The sequence below is a fragment of the Streptomyces sp. NPDC051664 genome (genome assembly GCF_044453545.1).
Classification (GTDB): Bacteria; Actinomycetota; Actinomycetes; order Streptomycetales; family Streptomycetaceae; genus Streptomyces.
The window spans coordinates 89,772-114,510 of sequence record NZ_JBITCU010000021.1 but is presented as its reverse complement, the minus strand read 5'-3'; the positions used below and the strand labels follow the sequence as shown (position 1 = coordinate 114,510).

General features: G+C 68.0%; 17 protein-coding genes and 2 pseudogenes. 9 read left to right on the top strand and 10 right to left on the bottom strand.

Going from position 1 to position 24,739, the window contains the following annotated elements; genetic code table 11:
* The first annotated feature begins 359 nt into the window (after positions 1-359).
* Positions 360-1,649: a cytochrome P450 gene (locus tag ACIA8E_RS29915; RefSeq protein ID WP_399302578.1), complete on the top strand. Its 1,290-nt coding sequence runs from the start codon at positions 360-362 to the stop codon at positions 1,647-1,649.
* A complete protein-coding gene (locus tag ACIA8E_RS29910; protein ID WP_399302598.1) occupies positions 1,552-1,830 on the top strand; it encodes a helix-turn-helix transcriptional regulator in 279 nt (92 codons plus the stop codon). Before ACIA8E_RS29915 ends, ACIA8E_RS29910 begins: the two co-directional genes overlap by 98 nt.
* Here the strand turns inward: ACIA8E_RS29910 and ACIA8E_RS29905 are convergent.
* The 4 genes and pseudogenes from ACIA8E_RS29905 to ACIA8E_RS29890 form a co-directional block, all read right to left on the bottom strand.
* Positions 1,767-2,477 carry a 4'-phosphopantetheinyl transferase gene (locus ACIA8E_RS29905; RefSeq protein WP_399302576.1) on the bottom strand — a complete coding sequence of 237 codons (711 nt, stop codon included), beginning with the start codon at positions 2,475-2,477 and terminating at the stop codon, positions 1,767-1,769. The two genes, ACIA8E_RS29910 and ACIA8E_RS29905, sit on opposite strands and share 64 nt — an antisense overlap.
* Positions 2,474-3,349 carry a metallophosphoesterase family protein gene (locus ACIA8E_RS29900; protein WP_399302574.1) on the bottom strand — a complete coding sequence of 292 codons (876 nt, stop codon included), beginning with the start codon at positions 3,347-3,349 and terminating at the stop codon, positions 2,474-2,476. The genes ACIA8E_RS29905 and ACIA8E_RS29900 overlap by 4 nt, the downstream gene beginning before the upstream one ends.
* Before the next feature lie 7 nt (positions 3,350-3,356).
* A pseudogene (locus ACIA8E_RS29895) lies at positions 3,357-4,124 on the bottom strand (thioesterase II family protein).
* Positions 4,125-4,126: 2 nt separating this feature from the next.
* Entirely contained in the window at positions 4,127-4,900 is a 774-nt protein-coding gene (locus tag ACIA8E_RS29890; RefSeq protein ID WP_399302572.1) for a BTAD domain-containing putative transcriptional regulator, read from the bottom strand.
* A gap of 68 nt (positions 4,901-4,968) precedes the next feature.
* Here ACIA8E_RS29890 and ACIA8E_RS29885 point away from each other — a divergent pair.
* A pseudogene (locus tag ACIA8E_RS29885) lies at positions 4,969-5,256 on the top strand (DUF6059 family protein); the annotation flags it as partial.
* 303 nt (positions 5,257-5,559) lie between these two features.
* Here ACIA8E_RS29885 and ACIA8E_RS29880 read toward each other — a convergent pair.
* Together ACIA8E_RS29880 and ACIA8E_RS29875 are read right to left on the bottom strand one after the other, a co-directional pair.
* Positions 5,560-6,156, bottom strand: coding sequence for an HD domain-containing protein (locus ACIA8E_RS29880; protein ID WP_399302570.1), 597 nt, complete (start codon positions 6,154-6,156; stop codon positions 5,560-5,562).
* Positions 6,116-6,418: a hypothetical protein gene (locus ACIA8E_RS29875; RefSeq protein ID WP_399302568.1), complete on the bottom strand. Its 303-nt coding sequence runs from the start codon at positions 6,416-6,418 to the stop codon at positions 6,116-6,118. The genes ACIA8E_RS29880 and ACIA8E_RS29875 overlap by 41 nt, the downstream gene beginning before the upstream one ends.
* A gap of 810 nt (positions 6,419-7,228) precedes the next feature.
* Here ACIA8E_RS29875 and ACIA8E_RS29870 point away from each other — a divergent pair.
* The 4 genes from ACIA8E_RS29870 to ACIA8E_RS29855 all read left to right on the top strand — a co-directional run bounded on the left by ACIA8E_RS29870 (position 7,229) and on the right by ACIA8E_RS29855 (position 16,433).
* Positions 7,229-8,578, top strand: a complete 1,350-nt coding sequence (locus ACIA8E_RS29870) for a phosphatase PAP2 family protein (protein WP_399302596.1) — start codon at positions 7,229-7,231, stop codon at positions 8,576-8,578.
* Positions 8,579-9,270: 692 nt separating this feature from the next.
* Positions 9,271-13,587, top strand: coding sequence for a HAMP domain-containing protein (locus tag ACIA8E_RS29865; RefSeq protein WP_399302566.1), 4,317 nt, complete (start codon positions 9,271-9,273; stop codon positions 13,585-13,587).
* A 155-nt stretch (positions 13,588-13,742) separates the two neighbouring features.
* A complete protein-coding gene (locus ACIA8E_RS29860; RefSeq protein WP_399302594.1) occupies positions 13,743-16,175 on the top strand; it encodes a SpoIIE family protein phosphatase in 2,433 nt (810 codons plus the stop codon).
* Between the two features lie 78 nt (positions 16,176-16,253).
* Positions 16,254-16,433 carry a hypothetical protein gene (locus tag ACIA8E_RS29855; protein ID WP_399302564.1) on the top strand — a complete coding sequence of 60 codons (180 nt, stop codon included), beginning with the start codon at positions 16,254-16,256 and terminating at the stop codon, positions 16,431-16,433.
* 393 nt (positions 16,434-16,826) lie between these two features.
* On the opposite strand, the gene ACIA8E_RS29850 is transcribed toward ACIA8E_RS29855, so the two are convergent.
* From ACIA8E_RS29850 to ACIA8E_RS29835, 4 genes are all read right to left on the bottom strand, one after another.
* Positions 16,827-18,788 (bottom strand): glycogen debranching N-terminal domain-containing protein, encoded by a 1,962-nt coding sequence (locus ACIA8E_RS29850; protein WP_399302562.1) that lies wholly within the window; start codon positions 18,786-18,788, stop codon positions 16,827-16,829.
* Positions 18,785-20,176, bottom strand: a complete 1,392-nt coding sequence (locus ACIA8E_RS29845; RefSeq protein ID WP_399302560.1) for an MGH1-like glycoside hydrolase domain-containing protein — start codon at positions 20,174-20,176, stop codon at positions 18,785-18,787. The genes ACIA8E_RS29850 and ACIA8E_RS29845 overlap by 4 nt, the downstream gene beginning before the upstream one ends.
* A complete protein-coding gene (locus ACIA8E_RS29840) occupies positions 20,173-20,973 on the bottom strand; it encodes a sugar phosphate isomerase/epimerase family protein (RefSeq protein ID WP_399302558.1) in 801 nt (266 codons plus the stop codon). The genes ACIA8E_RS29845 and ACIA8E_RS29840 overlap by 4 nt, the downstream gene beginning before the upstream one ends.
* A 74-nt stretch (positions 20,974-21,047) precedes the next feature.
* A complete protein-coding gene (locus tag ACIA8E_RS29835; RefSeq protein ID WP_399302556.1) occupies positions 21,048-22,094 on the bottom strand; it encodes a zinc-binding alcohol dehydrogenase in 1,047 nt (348 codons plus the stop codon).
* A 136-nt stretch (positions 22,095-22,230) separates the two neighbouring features.
* On the opposite strand from ACIA8E_RS29835, the gene ACIA8E_RS29830 reads away from it, so the two are divergent.
* Both ACIA8E_RS29830 and ACIA8E_RS29825 read left to right on the top strand, forming a co-directional pair.
* Positions 22,231-23,637 (top strand): ABC transporter substrate-binding protein, encoded by a 1,407-nt coding sequence (locus ACIA8E_RS29830; protein WP_399302554.1) that lies wholly within the window; start codon positions 22,231-22,233, stop codon positions 23,635-23,637.
* 35 nt (positions 23,638-23,672) lie between these two features.
* Positions 23,673-24,653 carry a carbohydrate ABC transporter permease gene (locus ACIA8E_RS29825; protein WP_399302552.1) on the top strand — a complete coding sequence of 327 codons (981 nt, stop codon included), beginning with the start codon at positions 23,673-23,675 and terminating at the stop codon, positions 24,651-24,653.
* The last annotated feature ends 86 nt before the right edge of the window (positions 24,654-24,739 follow it).

Here is a 24,739-nt window from a genome sequence, read left to right as displayed (position 1 = left end):
CAGCCCCGGCGGCACCAGCGCGGGACTGACCTACACCCGGATCGCACTCCCCGGCATCTGAGCGGCCGCCGGCGCCTGCTGAGTCCCGGGACAAGGCCGCGAAGCGACGCGTTGCAGGACGGCGGCGTCAGAGCAGCGGTAGCAGCGTGGCGCGCGGCTGCGTCCCCTCCCATAGGCGTGACCACGACGGGGTTCCCACGTACCACACCAGCAAGATGCGGCTGGGGTGGGCGCCCCCTGAACTCCGTGAGGGCCGGTGGCGCACGCCTGGCAGGTGGGTTTAGAACTCCTTAACCGGCCTTTCGGACAATGCCGGTTCACGCCGGAGAGCCGGCTGTGACCGAGTGCCTGGGGGCCGCATGAGCAGTGACACCGCGACGACCGAGACCGTAGGACTGCCGGAATTCCCGATGACGCGCGGCTGCCCCTACCACCCGCCGGCCGGGTACGAGGAGCTGCGGAAGGAAGGGCCGCTCGCGCGCGTCCGTCTGTACGACGGCCGGGTGGCCTGGGTGGTCACCGGCTACGCGGAGACCCGTCAGTTGCTCGTCGACCCCCGGCTCTCCTCCGACCGGACCCGCCCCGACTTCCCGGTGCTCGTCCCGCGCATGGCTGCCGCCAAGCTGACCGCGCTGGTGGGGATGGACCCGCCGGAGCACGACATCCAGCGGCGCATGCTGATCCCCAGCTTCACGGTGAAGCGCGTCAACTCGCTGCGGCCCGCCATCCGGCGCATCGTCGGGGAGAAGATCGACGCCCTGCTCGCCGACGGGAGAACCACCGCGGACCTCGTTCCCGAGTTCGCGCTGCCGGTACCCTCCACCGTCATCTGTGAGCTCCTCGGCGTTCCCTACTCCGACCACGACTTCTTCGAGCAGCAGACGAGCCGGATGGTGCAGGCGACCAGCACGGCGCAGGAGGCGTCCGACGCCAGCGCGGCCCTGGTCGGCTACTTCGGTGAACTCATCGCGGCCAAGGAGGCGAAGCCGGGGGAGGGGCTGCTCGACGAACTGATCGTCGACCGGCTCGCCACCGGTGAGCTGGAGCGGCTCGAACTGGCCTTCATCGCGATGTTCCTGCTGGTCGCCGGCCATGAGACGACGGCCAACATGATCGGGCTCAGTGTGCTCACGCTGCTCGAACACCCTGAGCAGCTCGCCGAGTTGCGTGCCGATCCGGGTGTCGCGTCCGGGGCGGTCGAGGAGCTGCTGAGGTTCCTCTCGGTCGCCGACGAGCTGCAGCGGGTGGCCGCCGCCGACATCGAGATCGGCGGAGTCGTGGTGAAGGAGGGCGACGGCGTCTATCTGCCGAACGCAGCGGCCAACCGCTCACCGCAGGTCTTCGCCGACCCCGACACCCTCGACGTCCGGCGCGGCACCCGGCACCACCTCGTCTTCGGCTACGGCGTCCACCAGTGCATCGGCCAGAACCTCGCCCGGGCCGAACTGGAGATCGCTCTCCATGAACTCGCCACCCGGATACCGACGTTGCGGCTGAGTGGGCCGGGAGCTGACGGCGGAGGCCGCCCGATGCTACCAGGAGGCGCAGCGGCTGTTCGGCGACGCCAGCCCGGCAGGTGCGCGCGCCCGCGAACTGGCCCGGTCCGCCGTCCGACTGACGGGCCGGCGGGAGGACAGCGGCCTGGGTGAGCTGACCCTGCGGGAGCGGGAAGTCGCCGAACTCGCGGGCGAGGGGCTGAAGACGAAGGACATCGCCGAACGGCTGCGGGTGAGCCCGCGCACCGTGGACGTCCATCTGACGCACATCTACAGCAAGTTGGGCGTGAACTCCCGCGCCGCGCTCGTCCGGCTGATGGCCCTGGCGGGCTGAGGCACCCCGATCGCGGTGGCCAGCAGCCCGCCGCCGGCTGCCCACCGGCCGTGGAAGACCCCGACCGCCCGGCCCCCGACCACGGGGCCGGGCACCAGGAGCACCGCCCGGAACGTACCCCCGGCGTCGATCCGGGTCTCCGCCTCCGGGAAGTCGAGCAGCAGCCCGGTCAGCGGGAACCACGCCTTGTACACCGCCTCCTTGGCGCTGAACAGCAGCCGGTCCCAGGCCAGGCCGGGGCGGTGCGCGGCCAGCTCGGCCACGCGTTCGCGCTCCGCCGGAAGGGAGACCGAGGCGAGCATGCCGGGCCGCAGCGGACGGTCGGGTTCGGCGTCGATGCCCAGCGACGCCAGCACCTCCGCCCGGGCCACCGCGGCCGCCCGGAAGCCGGCACAGTACGTCATGCTGCCGACCACACCCTCCGGCCAGCCGGGTGCGCCCCGGTGTCCCGGCACCAACGGCTCATAACGGAAACCCAGTTCACCCAGGGCCGTTCGGGCACAGTGGCGCACGGTCGTGAACTCCCTGCGGCGCGACTCCACCGCATGGGCCATGGCGGCCTCCTCCGCCGGATGGAGCCGGGCCTCCGGCGGATCGCCGTACGCCTCGGCCCCCACCGCCCCCGGCGGCAGCAGTGCGGCGATCACCGCAGGACCTCCGGCCCGCCCACCCGGGCGGCCGCGTCCGGGCCGGGCAGAACGAGCCGCGGCCCGCCCGGGCCGTTCCCGCGCCGGTGCCACTTGCGCGGGTAGCCCACCGACACCTCCTCGAAGCGGACCCCGTCGTACCAGGTGGTGCGGGGGATGTGCAGATGCCCGTACACCACGGCCCGGGCGTTGAACCGGGTGTGCCAGTCGGCCGCGGCCCTGGTGCCGCACCAGAGCGCGAACTCCGGATGGCGCAGGATGCGGGTGGGCTCGCGCACCAGCGGGAAGTGGTTCACCAGCACCGTTCCGGTACCGGGGGCGAGAGCCGCGAGCCGGCGCTCCGTCAGGGCCAGGCGTGCGCGGCACCAGGCGTCGATCGAGGGGTACGGATCGGGGTGCAGCAGCGCCTCGTCGGTGCCCACGATCCCGCTCGCCCTGGCCCGTTCCAGTGCCTCGGCCCGGGTCCTCGTACCGGACGGCCGGAAGGTGTAGTCGTACAGGACGAACAGCGGCGTCACCGTGACCGGGCCCGTCGGGCTCTGCCACACGGGATAGGGGTCCTCCGGCGTCAGCACGCCCAGGTCCCGGCAGATCCGCACCAGATGCTCGTACCGGCCGCGGCCCCGCAGGGTCACCGGATCCTGCCGATGGGTCCACAGCTCGTGGTTCCCCGGCACCCACACCACTTTCGCGAAGCGCCGGCTCAGCAGTTCCAGGGCCCGGCCGATGTCGCCGGCGATCTCGCCCACGTCACCGGCCACCAGCAGCCAGTCGTCCGGGTGCTCCGGGCGGAGCCTTTCCCGCACCGCCCAGTTGTCGTCGAACGCCACATGCAGATCGCTGATGGCCAGCAGGCTTCCCGACCCGCTCATGACGGCTTCACCGCCGGCTCGCCGGGGCGGCGGCCGACAGCGCGACGGCGAGGTCCGCGACGGCCGGCAGGTGGTCGGCCGGGAAGAAGTGCCCGCCCGGGAAGACCCGCAGCTCGAAGGGACCGGTGGTGTGGTCGCGCCACGCGCGTACGTCCTCGACCGGCGCCTCCGGGTCGTTGTCCCCGGTCAGGGCCACGACCGGGCACGCCAGGGACACACTCGCGGACGGCACATAGGCCGCGAGCCCCGCGTAGTCACCGCGCAGCGCCGGCAGGATCAGGTCGAGCAGCTCGGGGTCGTCCAGCACGGCGGGCACGGTGCCGCCCAGCGAGTGGACCCTGGCGAGCAGCGCCGCGTCGGTGTCGAGCCGTTCCGCGCCGGCCACCGTGCGGGACGGCGCCCGGCGGCCGGACACGAGCAGCGCCACCGGGCCGCGGTCCGGCGTCCCGGCCAGCCGCAGTGCGACTTCGTGGGCGAGGGAGGCCCCCATGCTGTGGCCGAGGAAGATCCGTGGCCCGGCCGGCGGCGGACCGTCGCCCAGCGCCTCGGCGATCAGGTCGGCGAGCCGGTGCAGATCGCGGACGGCCGGCTCGCGGTACCGGTCCTGCCTGCCCGGGTACTGGACGGCGCGTACACCCAGGGCGGGGTGGACGGCGGCGGAGAGGGGATGTCAGAACCCGGCGGAACCGCCCGCGTGCGGAAAGCAGATGAGCTCGGCCCGGGCATCCGTGTCGTGGTAGCGGCGCAGCCAGGTGTCCTGGCGCTCCGGGGCCACCGTCAGCTCGCCACGGGGAGATCGAGGAGCCGGTCAGAAGTGAGGATCGCCTGGTGCAGCCGGCGCAGCGACCGGCAGGGCTCCAGGCCCAGTTCGGATCTGAGGACGCGCTGTGCGGAGCGGTACACCTGGAGCGCCTCCGCCTGCCGCTCCGAGCGGTACAGCACCAGCATCAGCTGGCGGTAGAAGGACTCTCGCAACGGGTACTCGGCGGTGAGGGTGTTCAGCAGGCTGATGACCTCGCGGTGCCGGCCGAGCGCTGTACTGGCCTCGACGGACAGCTCCAGGCAGGCGAGTCGCTCCTCCTCCACCCAGGTGGCGAAGCGGGTCAGCACCGGCCCCTCGGGAGTGCCGTCGAGCACCGGGCCGCGTACGAGCGACAGCGCCCGGCCGAAGGCGTCGAGGGCGGCCTCGAACCGGCCGGCCTGCTGGAGGAAGCGGCCTTCGTGCATGGCCGCGCGGAAGTCGTCGACGTCGTAGCCGGAGCCGTCCAGCCGCATCAGGTAGCCGGACGGTTTGGTGGTGATGGCACGGCCCTGATCGTCCCCTGCGGCGGTCAGGAACTTCCGCAGCTGCGAGAGATAGACGTGGACGGCGGCCGACGCGCGCCGTGGCGGCCCCGACCCCCAGAGCTCCTCGATGATCTGTTCGTTCGTGGTGACGCGCCCGGCACCGACGAGCAGGGTGGCCAGTGTCATCTCCATCTTGGGGGCGCTCAGGGAGTAACCGTGTCCGCCGTGGGAGACCCGGAGCGGACCGAGCAGCTCATAGTGCATCTTTACCTCTTGCGGTAGGGGGAACGTACTTTCGTGTTCCGGCTCCAGCCACTGTCGAGGCGCCGCACATGTCCGCACATCGGGGAAACTGCGTACGTGTGCCGATTGGCCGAAATGCGTTGTGGCCGACCGCCTTTGGTGCGGATTTGGCGACGGCGGGCAGGCTGAGGAGCATGCGTATCCTCCTCGCCCGGTACCTGCGATCTGTCGCGTACGCGCTGGTCGCCTTCGGCCACATCTGGGTCTACATCCCGCCGACCAGCGAGTCGGACGACGTGACCGTCGTCGGGCCGCCCCCGGGCCACCCCGAGCGGCTGTGCCCCGAAGTCCCGTTCAGCGAGGCGGAGATGACATGGGGGCGGCAGCTGCTCGGGGTTCCGGGGCGGATCCGTATGAGGGGTGACGGAACGGATCGCCCGGAGCGAAGGGGGCGCCCGGTCGGCGACGGCGCGCGTTCGGGGCGGGGACGAGACGCTCCACGGTGTCGAGCGATGAAGCGGTCGCCCGTGTCCTGCGCGCCGCCGCCCGTATCGAGGCTGCCGCGATCGAGATGGCGAGGCGCTGAACACCGTGGTTCCGGACGTATCCACCGGCAGCCGTACGTATGGGCTGCTCAATTACCTTTACGGACCGGGTCGGGACGAACACACCGCCCCGCGTCAGGCAAGGGCGTGCTGGTGCGCAGCCGCCAGTTCAGCGAGGTTGGGGGCTCCGAATGTGTTGTGCAGCGAGTGGAAGGCGGCCACCTTGTCGTCTCCGAAGCGGCTGACGTAGGTGGCGTAGGAGTCCGCGGTGACGAACTTCGGCGGTGTGGTCTTGCTGTGGAACTTGTCCGCGTACATGACCAGCTGCTCCTCGACTGTCACCGCGAGGTAGTCAGCCGGCGGCAGGGGAAGGCACTGGCGCTCCACGTCTTGCTTCGTCAGCCCGACGCCTGTGTGGCAGGAACAGAATCGGCACAGCTCCTCCGGGAAGTCCTCCTCCACGAGGATCTCGTGGCCCAGCACGCCGTGCCGCACGTAATTCTGCTGATCCAGCACCCCGTCTCGGTCGTACAGGCGATAGACGCCGATGTCGTGGAGGAGGCAGCCAGCCCGAACGAGATCAGCATCAATATCGCGGGCCGATTCCGCAATCAGCTGCTCAGCAATACTCCACACAATCTCGCAATGCGTGAAGACAAGATCAAACGCTTCAGCTGAGGGCGCGTACTTCTCATGCAATCCACGGATATCGTCCGCACTCGGTGCCGCCATCCCGCGAGCCTAACAACGACAGCACGGCGAGCCAGCCCTCCTCCAGGCGTTGGAAGCTCTCGGCGGCAAGCTGGACCGCCACCCCATGCTTGGGAGACGCGTCGGTCCCGGCCTGCGAGGCTGCCAGGGTTCCGCGGTAGTCACCCGTCGTGAGCGCGATCCTTGTGCGCATCTCGTGGGCCCAACCGGAGATCTCCGGGTTGTCACCAGTAGCCTCACGAGCTAAAGACAGGGCGAGCACGCGTGAGCTGATGACGCGCATGGGGCACAGCACCGCCCGTGCCGCGTTGATCTATCAGCACATGACCGCCGACCGGGACCGTGCGATCGCCGATCGGCCGGGGTCGATGATCCACCAACGGCACGGAGACGCGGGGACGTAGCCACAGCAAACGGCACACTCGCTTACCGTCGTCCTGCCGCACACAGAGCACGAATCCGCCGAACTGCGTGGCTTGGCTGCACACAGGGCAGGCTGGGGCGCCGGTCATGCTGCGCACCTGAACGGAGCGCGAGGACGCCAAGCTATGAGCTTGGGAATAACAAGTGGCTTCGCTCTGTAAGGCCTGTTGAACTGCGGAAACAGCCGGGATCGGGGTGGGAAGGGGCGTACCGACGTGACCGTGGTTGTCCGCTGATCCCTGGCCTACCTGGTGCGCATCTGGTGCGGCCGCCACTGTTCACGGTGGTCCGGATGATCGGCGTATGGCAGCAGTGCCAGGTCCAGGAGATCGGGATATCCAGGTCGACGCGCTCGCTGAGGCTGTAGTAATACGCCGGTGGCGGGACGTCGACGTCGACAACTCAGGGTCCGTGTTCCCGTCGCCGAGCCGGAGCGAACGATCGGGCGACGCGTCACATGCCGCACCAGGAACGAGGCGCAACCCGGACTGTGATCTTTCCGTCTTCCCTCGTCGGGCGGGCTACTTTTGGCGAGGGAGAAAGCAGCCCTGACCGGAAGGTGGCGAGCGAACCCACCCTGACTTTTAACAAAACATAGAAAATCGGCTGAAAATTGAGATATATACCATCGCGGGCTTTTTCGCGAATAAACAGCAGAACCGTGTTCTCCGTGTGGCGTCAACCACGGGTGAGACTCTGGGGCGTGGCGAGTGTCGCGGCCCTCGGATTCCTCATCGCGCTGGAGATCGCCGCCCGTCGCTACGGCCTGCCGGGGCCGATCACCAACCAGGCGCGAGAGGTGATATTCGCCCCCAAATCAGGCTTCCTGTTGTACGCCGGTATGGCGTTGATGATGGTGGTGCTCACCTGGCGGCAACGGTTCATCGCGGCTGCTGCCGCGATCGGTATCGACGTCGCCTTCTTGGCGGTCCGGTGGGCGGTCGACGCCAAGACGACCGGCGGCCACCCTTTCGGCAACGGTGCGTTGTGGGTGCTTCTGGGCTATGCGGTCATCGCTGTCACTCGCCGTACCGGCCGGGAACGTGTCCTGCTGCTGAAGGGCGTCGGGCTGGGCCTGCTGCTGGTCGCCGGCCGCAAGACCGGCGACACCTGGCTACTCATCACATCAAGGACCCGCCCAGCGGTGCTCGACCAGTACGTGGCAACCGCCGATCACGCGCTGGGCAACCCGTCGTGGCTGGTGGGCCGGATCGTCACGGCCACCGGCCCGATCGGCTTCAATTTTCTCGACATCGTGTACGGCCAGCTCGCGGTGGCCGCGGTCATCGTCGCGCTGTATCAACTGCGTAACGTGGCGGTCGAGCGCCGCTTCCCGGGCCATCATCTGGTGCGCACCTTTCTGGTGATCGGCCTCCTCGGGCCCACCATCTACATGATCTTCCCCGTGGTCGGACCGATCTTCGCGTACGGCACCGGCGCCGAGCACTGGGCGACGGTCAGCCTGTGGTCGGAAACGCCGCCCACCGAGCACTGGGCGGTGGCCAACCTGTGGCCGGAGACGCCGCCGCCGATCAACACCCCGCACCACATGCCATTCGACGAGATCACCCCAAGGAACTGCATGCCCAGCCTGCACACAGCGTGGGCTACCGCGATCTTCATTCATTCCCGGACGGGCCCACGGCTTCTGCGATTCGCAGGCACGTTCTGGCTGATAGCTACGCTCTGCGCAACGCTGGGATTTGGCTACCACTACGGCGCGGATCTCATTGCCGGCGTGGTGTTTACGCTCACGATCGAGGCAGCACTGCGCTCGCTCGACCGCGGCTGGGATCGATCAGGGATCCAGCTGGTCGCTTGCGGCGCAACCGTCTTCGCTGCGCTCTTGGTGTCCTATCGCTATCTACCGTTGGAGATGGCGAAGCATCCGTGGGTGTCCGGACCACTTCTCTTGCTGGCGACGGCCTCAGTGGTCTACGGCTACGTAAGGACCGACGAACTGTGGAAACCGAGGACCACACCAGCGCGGCAACCGGAACCGCAACCCGGACTGGTTTGATCTGACTTGTACCAGGTTGTGGGCTGAGTGCTACCCGAGCGAGGCCGGGGTGCTGGGGTGTAGCGGAGATGGCAGGTAAGCCCATGACTGACAGCCGTCCCCTCGATAGCCGCAGCGGGGTTTCCCTCCTTCGCCCGCAGCCCGCAGCCCGCAGCCCGCAGCCCGCAGCGCGCCGTCGGGCACGGTGCCCCGGACCATGATCGGTCCGGGGCCTCTTGCCTCGTGCCCCCGGCAGGATTCGAACCTGCGACAGCCGCTTTTAGGAGCAAGTTGGGGCGAGTTGAAGAAGAGTTTTCAGTGCATCGCATAGTCGTGTCATCCTCGGCGGCGTAGGGGCGCGGGTAGTGATCCAGTCATTCCTCTTAGGCCAATCCGAGCGTTGGCACGTGACGCTCGGAACCCGCCGAGGGTCGCGAGATCGTTGCCGGAACAAAAGCCTGCTCATTCATCGCGTGGTGATTCTTCCGGCCCTCGCCGACGCACCGTCAGCCGGCCCGCCAGCAGCAGAAACGTAAGTCGCAAGATCCGATAGGCCGCCAAGACGTGCCAAGGTGGGTCGGGGTACTCTCTGCCTACAAATTTCAACAGTTGTGCCGACGCGGTGGGGGGCTCAAGGGGGCGGCTCGCTGCAGGGGCCGTGGTGGCGTTCTGCCTTCCGGCGGGGTGCCAGGCGAGGGTAACGAGGGTTGGTCATGGCTGATTCGACGGTTGATGGCTCGCGTCAGGTGCCGCGTACGCGGGCGCGCGGTGCAGGAAAGGTTGGGGAGCCAGAGCTGCGGCAGCTGCTGGTCGGCCTTACTGCGGTACGTGATGGGGATTTCGGCACACGGCTGCCGGACGAGGCGGAAGGCCTGCTCGGCGAGATCGCCACCGTGTTCAACGGCATGGTCGATCAGTTGTCGCTCTTCACCTCCGAGGTGACGCGGGTCGCTCGTGAGGTCGGTACCGAAGGGACGCTGGGGGGCCAGGCTGAGGTTCCGGGCGTTTCCGGCACCTGGGCGGACCTGACCGACTCGGTGAACGCCATGGCGGGCAACCTTACGACCCAGGTTCGTGATATCGCACATGTAGCCACCGCGGTGGCTCGTGGTGACCTTTCGCAGAAGATCGATGTCGATGCGCAGGGTGAGATTCTGCAGCTGAAGAAGACCATCAATACGATGGTTGACCAGCTGTCGGCATTCGCGGACGAGGTGACCCGGGTGGCTCGTGAGGTCGGCACGGAGGGCAACCTCGGTGGCCAGGCCGACGTCAAGGGCGTCTCAGGAACCTGGCGAGACCTGACCGACTCCGTGAACTTCATGGCGGGCAACCTGACCGACCAGGTCCGCAACATCGCCCAGGTGACTACGGCGGTGGCGCAGGGCGATCTGTCGCAGAAGATCACAGTCACCGCCCGGGGCGAGATCCTTGAGCTGAAGAACACGATCAATACGATGGTCGATCAACTGTCGTCCTTCGCCGATGAGGTCACCCGGATGGCGAGGGATGTCGGCACGGAGGGCATCCTGGGTGGTCAGGCCGATGTCAAGGGCGTTTCAGGTACGTGGCGCGACTTGACCGACTCGGTCAATTTCATGGCCGGAAACCTCACGGACCAGGTTCGGTCGATCGCGCAGGTGGCGACGGCGGTCGCGCAGGGCGATCTGTCGCAGAAGATCGCCGTTACCGCGCGGGGCGAGATCCTTGAGCTGAAGAACACGATCAATACGATGGTCGATCAGCTGTCGGCGTTCGCCGATGAGGTGACCCGTGTGGCCCGCGAGGTGGGCACGGAGGGCAACCTCGGCGGACAGGCGACAGTGAGAGGTGCCTCCGGCACCTGGAAGGACCTCACGGACAACGTCAATGTGATGGCGTCCAACCTGACTGGGCAGGTCCGTTCCATCGCCCAGGTGGCCAACGCCGTGGCCCGAGGCGATCTTTCGCGGAAGATCACGGTGGAGGCGGAGGGCGAGGTCGCAGCGCTCGCCGAGGTCATCAACACAATGGTGGACACCCTGTCGTCGTTCGCTGACGAGGTGACCCGCGTCGCGCGCGAGGTCGGCACCGAGGGGCGACTTGGCGGCCAGGCCCGCGTACCGAACGTCGCGGGGACCTGGAAGGACCTCACGGACAACGTCAACTCCATGGCGAGCAACCTGACGGGTCAGGTCCGCAACATCGCTCTTGTCACCACCGCTGTCGCGAACGGTGACCTTTCCAAGAAGATCGACGTCGATGCCCGCGGTGAGATCCTCGAACTGAAGACCACCATCAACACGATGGTCGATCAGCTGTCCTCCTTCGCCGCGGAAGTCACCCGCGTTGCCCGCGAGGTGGGAAGCGAGGGCCGCCTCGGCGGGCAGGCCGAGGTCGAAGGCGTCTCAGGCACCTGGAAGCGCCTGACCGAGAACGTGAACGAGCTGGCAGGCAACCTCACCCGCCAGGTGCGGGCCATCGCCGAGGTCGCCAGTGCCGTCGCTGAGGGCGACCTGACTCGGTCGATCACCGTCGATGCGTCCGGCGAGGTCGCGGAGCTGAAGGACAACATCAACTCGATGGTCGGCTCGCTGCGCGAGACGACCCGGGCCAACCAGGAACAGGACTGGCTGAAGTCCAACCTCGCCAGGATCTCCGGGCTGATGCAGGGCCAACGCGACCTGGGCGTCGTCGGTGAGCTGGTCATGGAAGAGCTCACCCCGCTGGTCTGCGCCCAGTACGGCGCGTTCTACCTTGCGGAAGAGACCACGGACGGCACCGAGCTCAGAATTGTGGGCTCGTACGGGCGCCCGGTCGACAGTGCCGGCCACGATCGCTTCAAGATGGGGGAGTCCCTTGTCGGTCAGGCGGCACGTAGCCGTCGGACCATCGCCGCAGAGGGAGTCCCCAGTGACTACATCAGTATTTCTTCCGGACTCGGCCGAACGGCACCAGGCAGCCTGATCGTGCTGCCGATCGTCGTTGACGACCAGGTGCTCGGCGTCATCGAACTCGCCTCCTTCACCGCTTTCACCCCCGTTCACCGGGACTTCCTCGAGCAGCTCATGGAGATGGTGGGCGTCAACGTCAACACCATCGTCGCCAACGCCCGTACCGACGAGCTGCTCGGCGAGTCGCAGCGGCTCACCGGTGAACTCCAGTCCCGTTCCGAGGAACTACAAGTGCAGCAGGAGGAACTGCAGCGTTCCAACGCGGAACTGGAGGAGAAGGCCGCCTTGCTGGCAGCCCAGAACAGCGACATCGAGGGCAAGAACCTGGAGATCGAGCAGGCCCGGCAGGAGCTCGAGGACCGTGCCCAGCAGCTGTCGCTGGCGTCCACGTACAAGTCGGAATTCTTGGCGAACATGAGTCATGAACTGCGGACGCCACTCAACAGTTTGCTCATCCTCGCCCAGTTGCTCGCCCAGAATCCGACCCGTAACCTCACGGCCAAACAGGTCGAGTACGCTGGCATCATCCACTCGGCCGGGAGCGACCTACTCCAGCTGATCAACGACATCCTCGACCTGTCGAAGGTCGAGGCCGGCAAGATGGACCTCAATCCGGAGCGCGTCGCGCTACAGCAGCTCCTCGACTACGTCGAGGCGACGTTCCAGCCGATGACCACGCAGAAGAGTCTCAACTTCACCATCACAACGGCCCCCGGGGTACCGGTCGACCTGCTCACGGACGACTCCCGGCTTCGGCAGGTCCTGCGCAATCTGCTGTCCAACGCGGTCAAGTTCACCGAACGCGGCAGCGTGGAACTGCGCATCGAACCAGCAGCCGATGGCGAGCTCCCCGACCCCGTCCACCGCGGAGGCGCAGTCGTAGCCTTCCGGGTGAAGGACACCGGCATCGGCATCGCCGAGCAACAACTGGAAACCATCTTCGGGGCGTTCCAGCAGGCGGACGGCACCACCAGCCGCAAGTACGGAGGTACAGGACTGGGTCTGTCCATCAGTCGCGAGATCGCCTATCTCCTCGGCGGCGCCCTCACTGCTGAGAGTGCACCCGGTCACGGCAGTACGTTCACCTTGTATCTGCCCGTCGCGCGCGCGGACTTCCAGGAGCAGACCGACGCCTCGCCTGAAGCCGCCTCCGCGACCACAGCGGTAGAAGCCGACCGGCCATCCGACAACCACCGACAAGGCGCTGGAGGCCAGGAGTCACGGAAGCCGCGCCGGTTGCTGGTGATCGAAGAGCGTCCCCACGGATTGTTGTCGCTCGTCGCGGAGAGCGCCGTGGCAGAACTCGGCGGCAGCTACGACCGCACGGACATCGAGGTAATCGCTGCCGTGGGGCCACAGGATGCCGCCAGCGCACTGGCCGCCGCCCCCTTCCACTGCGTTGTCCTCGAGCTCGACTTGGCCAACAGCGAGGCGCTGCGCTTCCTGGACGCCATGGACGGCGACCCGGCGCTCAGGACTGTCCCCGTACTCGCACACAACAACCGCCGCATGGACGCAGCACACGAACAGGCCCTCCAGACACGGAGCTACAAGCAGCCCCTGGAACTGCTCTCCAGCCTCGACGAATTGCGGGAACGAATCGCACTCCACTTGTCGGCCGAACAGCCGGGCGCTGTGGTCCCTCTGGTGCGCGGCGAGGAATCCTACCCGCCGATCCCTCAGGCCATCGATGACAGTTTCCACGGCCGTACCGTGCTCGTCGTCGACGACGACGCCCGCAACCTCTACGCCCTCAGTGGGATCCTGGAGCTTCACGGCCTGCACGTCCTGCACGCGGAGAACGGCCTCAAGGCAATCGAGGCACTCACCGAGCACCCGGACATCGACCTGATTCTGATGGACGTGATGATGCCGGAGATGGACGGGTACACAGCGACCACGAGGATCAGGCAGATGCCCGCGCACGCGAACCTGCCCATCATCACGGTCACCGCAAAGGCGATGCCCGGAGACCGGGAGAAGAGTCTTGCCTCCGGCGCCAACGACTACGTCACAAAGCCGGTGGACGCCAACGACCTCATCGCCTGCGTGCGCAGGTGGCTGAGCCCCCAGTCCGACGCCCGGGTGATGTCGTGACCTCCTCTTTCGACGGCGTCGACGGCGACGAGGGTGGGACAGGGCGAAGTCGCGGGCCCAACCCCGAACAGCACAAGGTCCATCTGTCCGATACATGGGCGCTCCCGTCCGTCGAAGCAGCCGCACCGGGGGCGATCAATGCACCCGCGGATGCCATGCCGACCGATGCTGACAGCCCAAAACCGTTCAGTGAATCGGCTTCTCCCGGGCCGAGCCAGCTCCTCCAGGAGTCGGCTGGGGGAGCGCAGTCGGCGTCAGCCGTCGGACGTCTGGCCGCCACAGTGGAACGGCTTCGGGCAGAGGTCAGCGCGGCGCATGCCGCGGCGGACGGGCGTGCTCTCATCGAGCTCGCCAAGGGAATCATGGTTGAGCGCCTACGATGCGGTCCGGCACAGGCGGCGCGCCAGCTCACGGAACTTGCCGCCCGCGCCGGCGCGTCCACGCTGGAACTGGCAGTGGACATCATCAACCAGGCCGCACGCGATCAGGTGGCAGAGGTCGTGGGCGACTTCGTCTGGCAGGCGAACGGTGGCTCCGAGCGTGCGGACAAGGCAGGATCGTCCGTTGCCGTACGCCTGCGCACCGCCGAAAGTGCCGCGTTGGCTGCAGGCGACACTCAAGCCGTGGCCGAATCCTTGCTTGAACACGCGCTCGCACCTCTCGGCGCGACGGCCGTGGCTGTTTGGACCGCCGGCTCGGACGCCTCCCTGACCTTGTCCGGCCATGCCGGGTTCAGCGCCGACGAGGCGGGACGCTGGCGGTACGTGCCGCCTGGCGTGGCGACCGTTGCCCGACTGGCGCTCAGCGAACGCCGCACCGTCCGGGTCTCCTCCCTCACCGAGGCAGGTATCCCGTCCATCGGGCACCTGCAGACCCCGGGCAGCGGCAGGGTGGCCCTTCCCGCCGGAACCGGCGGGCGCACGCTGGGGGTACTGGAGATCTGCTGGCCCCAGCCGCTTCCACCGCACTCACCGGCGGAAGCACGCCAGATCGAGGCAATGGCCGAGCTGTGTGGCCACACCCTCGACAGTGTCCCCGCCTCAAGGGAGCAGCACCCCGCTGCCCGGGAGCGGGCCGACATCTCCGAGCTCGTCGATCTGTCCGAAGGCCTGTATGACCCGGCTCTCGTGCTCACCCCACACCTCGACGCGGACGGCCACCTCACCGATTTTCGAGTCCGTCACGCCAACAGCCGCTACCTCGACCCGGCGGGGCGGCCCCGCAGCGCGGTCGATGGAGCGTTGCTGCTGGAGGCCTACCCGATGGCAGCTGGTGACAGCGAACTCTTCGAGAAGATCGAACGTGTCTACGCCACCGGTGAACCATTCCGCGCCCAGCGGATGACGCTGACCGCGCTGGTCGACCAGGTGCCGCTGGCCTCCGTCGCCGACCTCAGCATCAGCCGACACGGCGACAGTGTGCTGCTCATCTGGCGCATCGAGGACGAGGCTGCCCGGCTCGCCAGCCTGCTCCAACATGCCCAGCGCCTCGGCCGCATCGGCGGTTTCGAGGAGAACCTTGTCACGGGTGAGATCACCTGGAACGGTCAGCTCTTCGCTCTGTACGGGCGTGCTGCCACCGAAGCCCCTGTATCCCTGCAGGATCTCGCCACCCACGCGCATCCGGACGATGCCGTCGCCATCGGCCGCTTCCTCCAGGCAGTGCTTCACCACCGGCGGTCCACCTCGACGGCCTTCCGCTTGATGCGCCCCGGCGGCGTCACCCGGCACATTCGAGTCATCGCTGAGCCCGTATTCGACGCTGACGATCGTCTCCTCGCGGTGCGCGGGGCCTACCAGGACATCTCCTCACAACACTGGACCGAGGTGGCCCTTGCAGCCACACGCGACCAACTTGCGTACTCGGAACAGGAATCGGCTGAACGCAACCGCTTGGCACTGCAGCTCCAGCACGCCATCATGCCGCCGACCCAGGACCCGCTGGACGCGCCCGGCCTCGAGGTCGCTGTGCGGTACAGGCCGGCGGAGTCCGAGTCCCTGGTGGGCGGCGACTGGTACGACGCCGTCGTCCTTCCCTCCAAGCAGATACTGCTGTGCGTTGGAGACGTCGCCGGCCACGGTATAAAAGCCGCGACAGGGATGGTGGTCCTGCGCAACGCCATGCGCGGTCTCGCCATCACCGGTGCGGGCCCGGGCCAGCTCCTGTCCTGGCTGAACATCGTGGCCCACCACCTCGCCGAGCAAGTCACCGCCACTGCGGTCTGCGGCCTGTACGACCCGGAAACCCGCATCCTGCGCTGGGCCAGGGCAGGCCACCTGCCGCCCGTCCTGGTACGTGGCGAGGGGGCAGCCACCCTGCCCATGCTCGGCGGTCTCCTACTCGGCGCGCTCGCTCAGGCCGAGTACGAGGAAGGCGAGGTCCAACTCGACCCGGCTGACACGCTGCTGCTGTACACCGACGGCCTCATCGAGCGCAGGGACACCAGTGTTCATGACTCCCTCGCCCAACTCCTCACCACGGCGGAGGAACCCGCCTCCACTCTCGAACGCCGACTTGACCGTCTGCTCACACACAGCGACTCAGATACCGACGACGACACGTGCATCATCGGAATCAAGGTGTCGTGACCATCGGTGGATGTACTCGCCGCCCGCCCTTGGGCTTGTCCAACAGCGACGTGTTGCCCAGGGGCGGCCACGACCGCGGTGAATGCGACTGCCTGCACGCGCTTCGCCGCGCAGTACGGCGACCAGCAGGACGAGCTTCAGCGGGGCGAGATCCGGAGTGCTGAGGGCAGCGGGGCGCAGACGCACTACGCCGTCCAGAACGAGGCGACCATGCGCGAAGACAAGGTCAGCGAGCACCAGATCGAGCGGGAGCTGTAGTCAACGGCCCTGCCGACGCGGCCGCCGTTGCACGGAACCGAAGTCGCCGCTCAGATTGAGGACTTACCCAGGGGCCGGACTGGCCCGCACCGGGGGCGTGTTGCGTGACGCCGGTGAACTATGGGTCGACCTGATCGGGCTGGGGCGGATGACCCACCACCAGCCTGGGGGTTTCGGACCCTGGGCGGTGCCCGATCGGTCGGCGCGCTCGCCCCGCACGGCGGCCGTCACCATGCCGCCGACGGCGTACCCGTACTGGCGGATCTGGGCGCAATGCTGCAGCTCGGCCTGCACAGAGGTTCCATAGTGGTCTGCTTGTCCCTGCCCCGTCACGGAGCAGGGACAAGAATGCCGTGACGGCGCGGCCGGCACCGGCGACGCACCTTCAGCTGCTCACCTGCTCCCGTCCGCGTGCAGGAGGGCTGTGAGGATCGCCAGAGGGGTTGCCGCTGCCCAGGACTGCGGTGTGCAGGAGTGCGGATAGGGCAGTGGCTTCGGGTGTTCCGCGCGCCCGTAGCCCGCCATTACCTCTGGCAGGCGGTTGTCGTGGTGTGCGGCCGCCTCCAGGAGGCTCAGGGCCAGCGTGCGTGCCTCGGGTGCCAGACCGCAGCGTGCGAGTCCGAGCAGAATGATGGCGTTGTCGTGCGGCCAGCATGTGCCGCGATGGTAGGAGAGCGGGTGGTAGCCGGGCTGCCCGGCGGCCAGAGTGCGGATGGCCCATCCGGAGTAGAAGTCGGGTTGCAGCAGTCGCCGTCCGACACGTTGTGCGTGGGACTGGTCGAGAATGCCTGACCACAGCAGGTGCCCGGCGTCGGACGCGAGCGAGTCGACATGTCGCCCCTGTCCGTCCAGCGCGAGGGCGGGAAAGTCGGCTTCCGGCATCCAGAAGTCCCGGAGGAAGCGCGTGCGCAGAGCGGTGGCGGCCGCGTCCAGTTCGTCGGCCCACCCAGGGTCGTTCCAGACCTCGCGGGACAGCCTGGCGGTGCGGACCAGCGCGTCGTAGGCGTATCCCTGAGCTTCGGCGACTGCGATCGGCCCTTCGGCTTGGGTGCCGTTGTGGAAGCAGATTGCCCCGGCGGAATCCTTCCAGTTCTGGTTGACCAGTCCGTTGGGGTCGGGCGTGTAGCGGAGGTAGCCGGCATGCTCCAGGCCGCCGTCCCGGAACATCCAGGCAATGGCCGCACGTGCGTGTGGTTCGAGACGGGCGGCGAGGGCGCTGTCGCTGGTGGCCTGCGTGTAGCTGTCGAGGAGCACGAGGAAGAGTGGGGTCGCGTCCACGGATCCGTAGTAGCGGCCGTACGGTACTTGGCGGAAGTGGGCCAATTCGCCGTGGCGGATTTCGTGGACGATACGGCCCGGCTGTTCACCTCGGTCTGCGTCGTACCGTGTGCCCTGCGTTGCTGCGAGCGCTGCGAGTGTGTCTGCGGCGAGTTCCGGCCGGTAGGGCAGTGCGAAGTGGGAGGTGAGGAGGGAGTCGCGGCCGAAGAGGGTCAGGAACCAAGGAACTCCGGCGCTGGGAACGCGCAGCTCCTCGCCGTCAGGACCGATGGTGGGTACCCGGAGCATTGCCAGGTCGGCCAGACCGCGGGCGCATGCCGCGGCCAGTCCGGCGGGTGAGTCGTCAGGCATCGGGAGCCGCACCTCGCCGACGAAGGCCGCGGTGTCGGCCGCACCGGCCGACGCGGCTTCGGACGGCGTGACGAGCGGCTTCGGGGCGGATGAGCCGTGCGGGTGTGCTGCAACGGTCAGCAGCAGTTCCGCCGTTCCGTGCCCGGGGAGGGACAGCTGCCACTCCAGTCGGTGGGCCGTGCCCTCTGCGCCGAGGGGCGCGACGGCGGCCGGTGCGGGGGCTGTGGTGACGGTCGTACGGGAGAGCCAGTCACCGCGTGCGTACCCGAAGGTGACGCCGTCGCTTTCGACACGGGCAGTGCGACGGGCGCCGTCCTTGTTGTAATGCCGTCCGTCGGACCGGAGTTCGAACTGGTCGGCGAAGTCGGCGTCGACACACAGGTTCACGATCGCGGTGGTGTCGTCCGCCCGGTTGCTGACCAACCGGAGCCGTTCCGTCAGGACTCCGTCACCGAGTGTCTGCTCACGGAAGACCGTGTAGGCAGGAGGCTCGTCACGAGTACCCGGTGGGATCAGTACGCAGGTGGAAGGCTCGTCACCGTCGGGGGGTACGAGCACGGTGGGTGCCGCGCCGTCGACCGTCAGGGACCAGAGACTCAGATGCCGTGCGTCGCGCCGGAAAAGACCGTCGGGAGACCTGCCGCGGCGGCCTGTGATGTCGCCCTCGGCGCCGAGGACGGCGAAGGTGCCTGCGCGGACGAGGGTGATGTCCGCTGTCCCGTTCACGTTCGCGCTCCGTTCGAGGGGTCGGTGGTGCGGCTGGTGTTTCCCGCGGACGAGGCAGACGCCAGCAGGTCGAGGGTGAGGGCGGCCGTCCATCCGAAGTCGCGGGTACCGCGGGCCTGCGCGGTGAAGGGGTCCACGTACTCCGCGAAGTCGCAGGCCCCCGCAGCGGCGAGTATCGAGGTGCGCAGGCGGTCCGCCGCACGGATCTGTCCGTATTGGCGCAGGCCCCGTTCCAGCAGCCAGTTGGTGTTGAACCACGCCGGTCCGCGCCAGTAGCGGGACGGGTCGAAAGCAGGCCGGGTGACGTCGTACGACGGGACCATCGGGATCTCACCGAGCCGGAAACCTGGGCCCGTGGCAGTGCGGATCAGTGCGTCCACGACGTCCTGCGGGAGTCCGGGCACGATGAGAGGGAGGAGTCCGGCAATGCTGCGTTCGGCGAGGAGACCGCCGCCCACCAGGTCGCGGCAGAGGAACATCCCGTCACCGGGCGACCAGAGCCGCTCCACCAGTGCCTCGGTCAGACGCGCGGCCCGGTGTTCGTGGGGCGCGGGATCGGCACCGGTCTCGGCGGCGATGCGCGCGAGTGCGTGTTCCGAGACGATCAGCAGCGCGTTGACACAGGGGTCCTCGACCGCGAAGGCGTGCCGGCTGCCCTTGTCCGCGTAACCGCTGTCGCGGTAGTCGGTGGCGAGGCGCACGTATCGGCCGTAGTCCAGATCGGTCGGGCGCTCCGCGGGCTGTCCGTGGTCGAGGTCGGCGCGCCGGTAGGAGCCTGCCGCTGCCGGTTCGACACGTTGCAAGGGACCGTCCCAGCAAGGGCTGTTGTCCATGCCGGGCTCCCACGGATGCACCATGGCGGCGAGACCTCCACCGCCCAGGTTGCGGGGGCCCGTGAGGTAGTCGTGCCAGGCCGCCAGATGTCCGTACATGCGAGGCAGGAATCCACGGCGGCGCGACGCCTCGGGGTCGGACTGGTGGACGAGCCAGGCAGCGAGCGCGTGTACGGGGGGTTGCACGATCCCGGAGGTCTCGATACCTGCCGGAGCTCCCGCTGCCGCGCCGTCCCGAGAGGAGCGCCAGAAGTCGGGGCTCGGGAAATAGGCGTCGAGGGGGACCGCGGGATTGAAGACGATGTGCGGAATCCGTCCGTCGGCCCACTGGGCCCCGACCAGCGTCTCCAGCTCGCGCTGAGCACGCCGCGCGGACAGATGGCGCAGACCGATCGCGATGAAGGCCGAGTCCCAGCTCCACTGGTGGGGATACAGGCCACGGGACGGGACGGTGGAACCGCCCGTCCAGTTGGTGAACAGAACCCGTGCCGCGCCGCGTCGAAGAGTCAGGTTGTCGACGGCGGCGGGCACGGGGGTCTGGAGCAGCAGCGTCACGCGCCGGACCTCCGAAGGAACGCGGGGATCGAACGGACGGCCTCGACAGGGTCGCCGGTCAGGCGACACTCGGCGGCGAGGTAGCCCTCGAAGCCGATGGTGTGCAGGGCGCCGAGCCAGGCCGGCCAGTCCAGGTGCCCGGCCCCCGGCTGGAACCGGTTGGAATCGCTGACCTGGGCATGGCCGATGTACGGGGCGGCAGCGAGGATGGCAGCCGACGGATCGGCTTCCTCGATGTTCATGTGGTAGCTGTCGATACCGATACGGACCGAGTCCAGCCCGACCGTACGGATCAGGTCCGCGGCCTGCTCCAAGCGGTTGACCATGTGGTCCTCGTACCGGTTCAGCGGCTCCAGGTAGAGGGTGACGCCCTCCCGGCGTGCGTGTTCGCCCAGCTCCGTCAGGCCGGCGAGCAGCACGTCGCGGTCCTGCTCCTCGGAGCGCGGCGGTTCGAAGGGGGGCAGGCGACGCGAGAACATTCCGTACGAGGCCGGGGTCTGCACGCCCAGCGCACCGATCTCTGCCGCGACGCTCAGCTGCGACTTCATCTGCTCCAGCGCGTCCCGGCGCAGGGCGTCGTCGAACGCTGCGAAGAAGTGCAGCATGTCGACACAGACGGTGGGCATGACGACACCGTCGGTGAGGGCTTGCTTCAGCTCGGGCAGGCGGTCACGGAAATGGAAGTCGCCCTTGGAGCGCAGTTCGATGGCGTCGTAGCCGGCGTCCTGGGCGAACGACCATTTCTCCTGGAGCGAGTTGCCGGGGAGCAGTTGTTCCTGGCAGGCGGTCTTGATCATGGGGTGCCTTTCGGCGCTGGTGAGCAGCGCGCTGCAGTCGTGTGGCTCGTGTCGCGGGCGGGGGCCGGGCAGGCTCAGAACTCCAGTACGACCTGGAGCGCATCCGCGGGCCGCTCGTCCAGCAGGACGTAGGCACCGGCGGCGTCCGCCACCGGGACGGTGTGGCTGACCAGGGACTCCACGTCGACCTGGCCTTCCGCCACCAGGGACAGGAACGTCTGCTGGAGCCGCTCCACGGTCCAGCGTCCCGCGAGCTGCGGCGGGACACCGCCGATCTGGGAGCAGATCAGCTGTACGCGGTTGTGGTGGAACTCGTCGCCGAGTCGCAGCCCCGTCCCGTCGCCCTGGTAGAAGCCGGACGCGACGACCCGGCCACCGACGGTGACCGAGCGCAGAGCCTCGTGGAGCGCCGGGTACACGCCGCTTATCTCGATGGCTACATCGGCGCCGGCGCCCCCGGTGGCCTCACGGATGCGTTCGGCGACGCTGTCGGTGCGGGCGTTCAAGGTGTGCCGCGCTCCGAAGGATCGGGCCGTCTCGAGCCGGTCGTCGAGGGCGTCGACTGCGGTGACCCGGGCGCCGTTGAGCTGAGCAAGGCGCGTGGTGAGGAGGCCGATCACGCCCTGACCGAACACGGCGACGTCCTCGCCGAGGTGGATGTCGGCAGCCAGTACGGCGTTGTACGCGATGGCGCCGACCCGGGCGAAGGCCCCTGCCAGAGGTTCGAGCCCGGCGGGCAGTGTGTGTCCCACCATGCGCTCGGCCGGCACGATGCCCTCGCTGCGGTGACCCCAGATACCCCAGACCACATCGCCGGTCACCGGCATACCCGGCGTACCGACGAGCTCGGGGGAGACCTCCGTGACCTCGCCGACCTCGGAGTAGCCCCAGCCCGCCACCGGATACTCGATGCCTGCTGCACCGTCGCGGAACAGCCGGGCCCCGGCGTCCCAGGTGCGTGTCAGATACGGGTTCGTGCCCCGGTAGGCGGTGAGCTCGGTTCCGGCGGAAATGCCGGAGTACCTGGTGCGTACTCGCAGGTGCCCGGGAGGAAGGGGCGAGCTCTCGTGCTCGGCGACTTCGACCTGACGAGGGCCGGTGAACTGGACGACGCGTTCCACGGAGGGCTCCGATGGTGCTGAGAGGGGTGTTGCTCGCTGACTTACGTCGAAGATATCTCAGAGTTATGTCTTGTCAACAAGCAAAAGTGATGCTGAGATGCACATTGAAAGTGCATAAGTGGCGTGAGGAAACAGCATGGTGATGAAGACCCGACGGTCGAGGGCGACCGTGTTCGGGCTCGCCGCGACCCTTGCCGCAGGCCTGCTAGCAGGCTGCTCAGGCGTCTCAGGTGCCGATCAGGAAGCCGACAACCGGATCACGGTGTGGTCGCAGGAGAACCTGCCTCCGCGGATGGCCGCGACGCAGAAGGTCGTCAGCCGGTTCGAGAAGGAGACGGGCGTAAAGGTCGATCTCGTCGGCGTCGACGAGGCCCAGCTGCCGCAGCTGATCATGTCCGCAGCCGCCGCCGGAAAGCTTCCGGATGTGATCGGCGCCGTGCCGATGGGCCAGGTCTGGCAGATGTACGGCAACGGACTGCTCAATACCGAAGTTGCGGACAAGATCGTCAAGGACCTGCACCCGGATACGTTCAACAGCAACGCGCTGTCGCTCACCGAGGACCACGGCACCCGCCTCGGCGTCCCCTCCGACGCCTGGCTCCAGCTCGTCGTCTACCGCAAGGACCTGTTCGCCAAGGCCGGCCTCAAGGCGCCCGACAGCTACGCAAGCGCGCTGACAGCAGCAGCCGCCCTCGACAGCAACGGCCGGTACGGCGTCTCCCTCGCCACCGATCCGTCGGACGTCTTCACCCAGCAGAGCTTCGAGGACCTGGCGCTGGCGAACGACTGCCAGCTCGTGGACGGACAGGGCGAACCAGCCCTCGACTCACCGGCCTGCCTCGCGGCCTTCACCGCCTACGACGACCTGGCACGCAAGCATGGAGCGCCAGGAACCCAGAGCGTGGACACCACCCGCGCCACCTACTTCTCCGGCCGGTCCACCATGATGGTCTGGTCCTCCTTCCTCCTGGACGAACTGGCAGGCCTGCGCTCCGACGCACTCCCGAGCTGCCCGGAATGCAAGAAGGACCCGAAGTTCCTCGCCCGCAACACCGGCGTCGTCACATCCCTGCAGGGCCCCGACGGCAAGGAACCCGCCCAGTTCGGCGAGATCACCTCATGGGCCGTCACCAAGACCGCCGAGACCGGACCCTCCGAGAAGTTCATCGAATACATGATGGGCAAGGGGTACACGGACTGGTTCGGCATGGCCCCCGAAGGCAAGATCCCGGTTCGCACCGGCACTCCCGACGCACCCGGCTCCTTCCAGCGCGCGTGGCGCTCCAGCGTCATGGGCGTCGACCACCACGAAGCCATGAAGAAGGCCTACCCGTCCGCGCTCCTCGACCAGCTCGTCACCGGAGTGAGCGACATGAAGCGATGGGGCCTCACCCAGGGGCAGGGCACCCTTGTCGGCGCCACCAACGGCGAACTGCCCGTTGCCAAAGCCATCGGTGCGATGACCGGCGGACAGCTCTCGCCCGCCGAGGCCGCCAGGGAGGCCAACGACGAAGTGGCCGCCCTCCAGAAATCCCTCCAGTAGCCGCAAGGCCGCTCCGTCATCGAGGTATCCGACCCATGAGCACAATCCAGAGCGCCGCGAAGAAGCGCCGCCACCGGCCACAGACCTCCAGCAGGCGGGAGAACCGCGCAGGCCTCGCCTTCGTCACCCCCACCTTCCTGGTCGTCCTGGTCGTCGTGATCCTGCCGATCCTGTGGACCGTCCTGCTCGCCTTCCAGAACTCCAAGCTCGTCAACATTCAGGAGAACGGTCTCTTCGGCCACTGGACCCTGGACAACTTCGAGCAGGTCTTCGGCTCGCCCGGCTTCTGGAGCAGCCTCGGCACCACACTGCTCTACACGATCGGCGCCACCGCAGGCTCCGTGATCCTCGGCCTCGTCGCAGCCCTCGCACTGCGGCGGCCGTTCCGCGGCCGCGGCGCCCTGCGAGCCGCGATGCTCCTCCCTTACGTCGCGCCGGTCGTCGCCGTCTCCTTCGTCTGGGAGGTCGCGCTCAGTCCGCAGTACGGAATCGTCAACGAATGGGGCCGCCGGCTCTTCGGCTGGGACGACCCGATCGCCTTCCTCTCCACCCGGTCGTACGAAGTCGGCCTGTTCGGCGCCCACTTCGACATCCCGCTGGCGCTGCTCACCGTCATCGCCTTCGAGACCTGGCGGTACTTCCCCTTCGCCTTCCTCTTCATGCTCGCCCGCCTCCAAGCGGTCCCCGGCAGTCTGGAGGAGGCCGCCGAGGTCGACGGAGCCACCATTTCGCAGCGCTTCCGGCACATTCTGCTGCCGCAGCTGATGCCCGTCATCGCCCTGCTGTCCGTCCTGCGCTTCATCATGACGTTCAACAAATTCGATGACATCTATCTCCTCACCGGTGGCGGTTCGGGTACAGACGTCGTCGCTGTCCGCGTCTACGACTTCCTCACGTCCCGCTTCGACGTCGGAGCCGCGTCGGCCCAGGCCCTCGTCCTCGCCGTCGTACTCATGGCCCTGCTCGGCATCTACTTCAAGTTCTTCGGCAAGAAGGTTCAGGAGGAGTCGGCATGAGCAGCGCCCCGCCCACGACCCCCGTGGCACCCATCCGGCCCACCCTGGCGCCTCGCCCCACCGCGCAGCCGCACCGCCGCCGGACC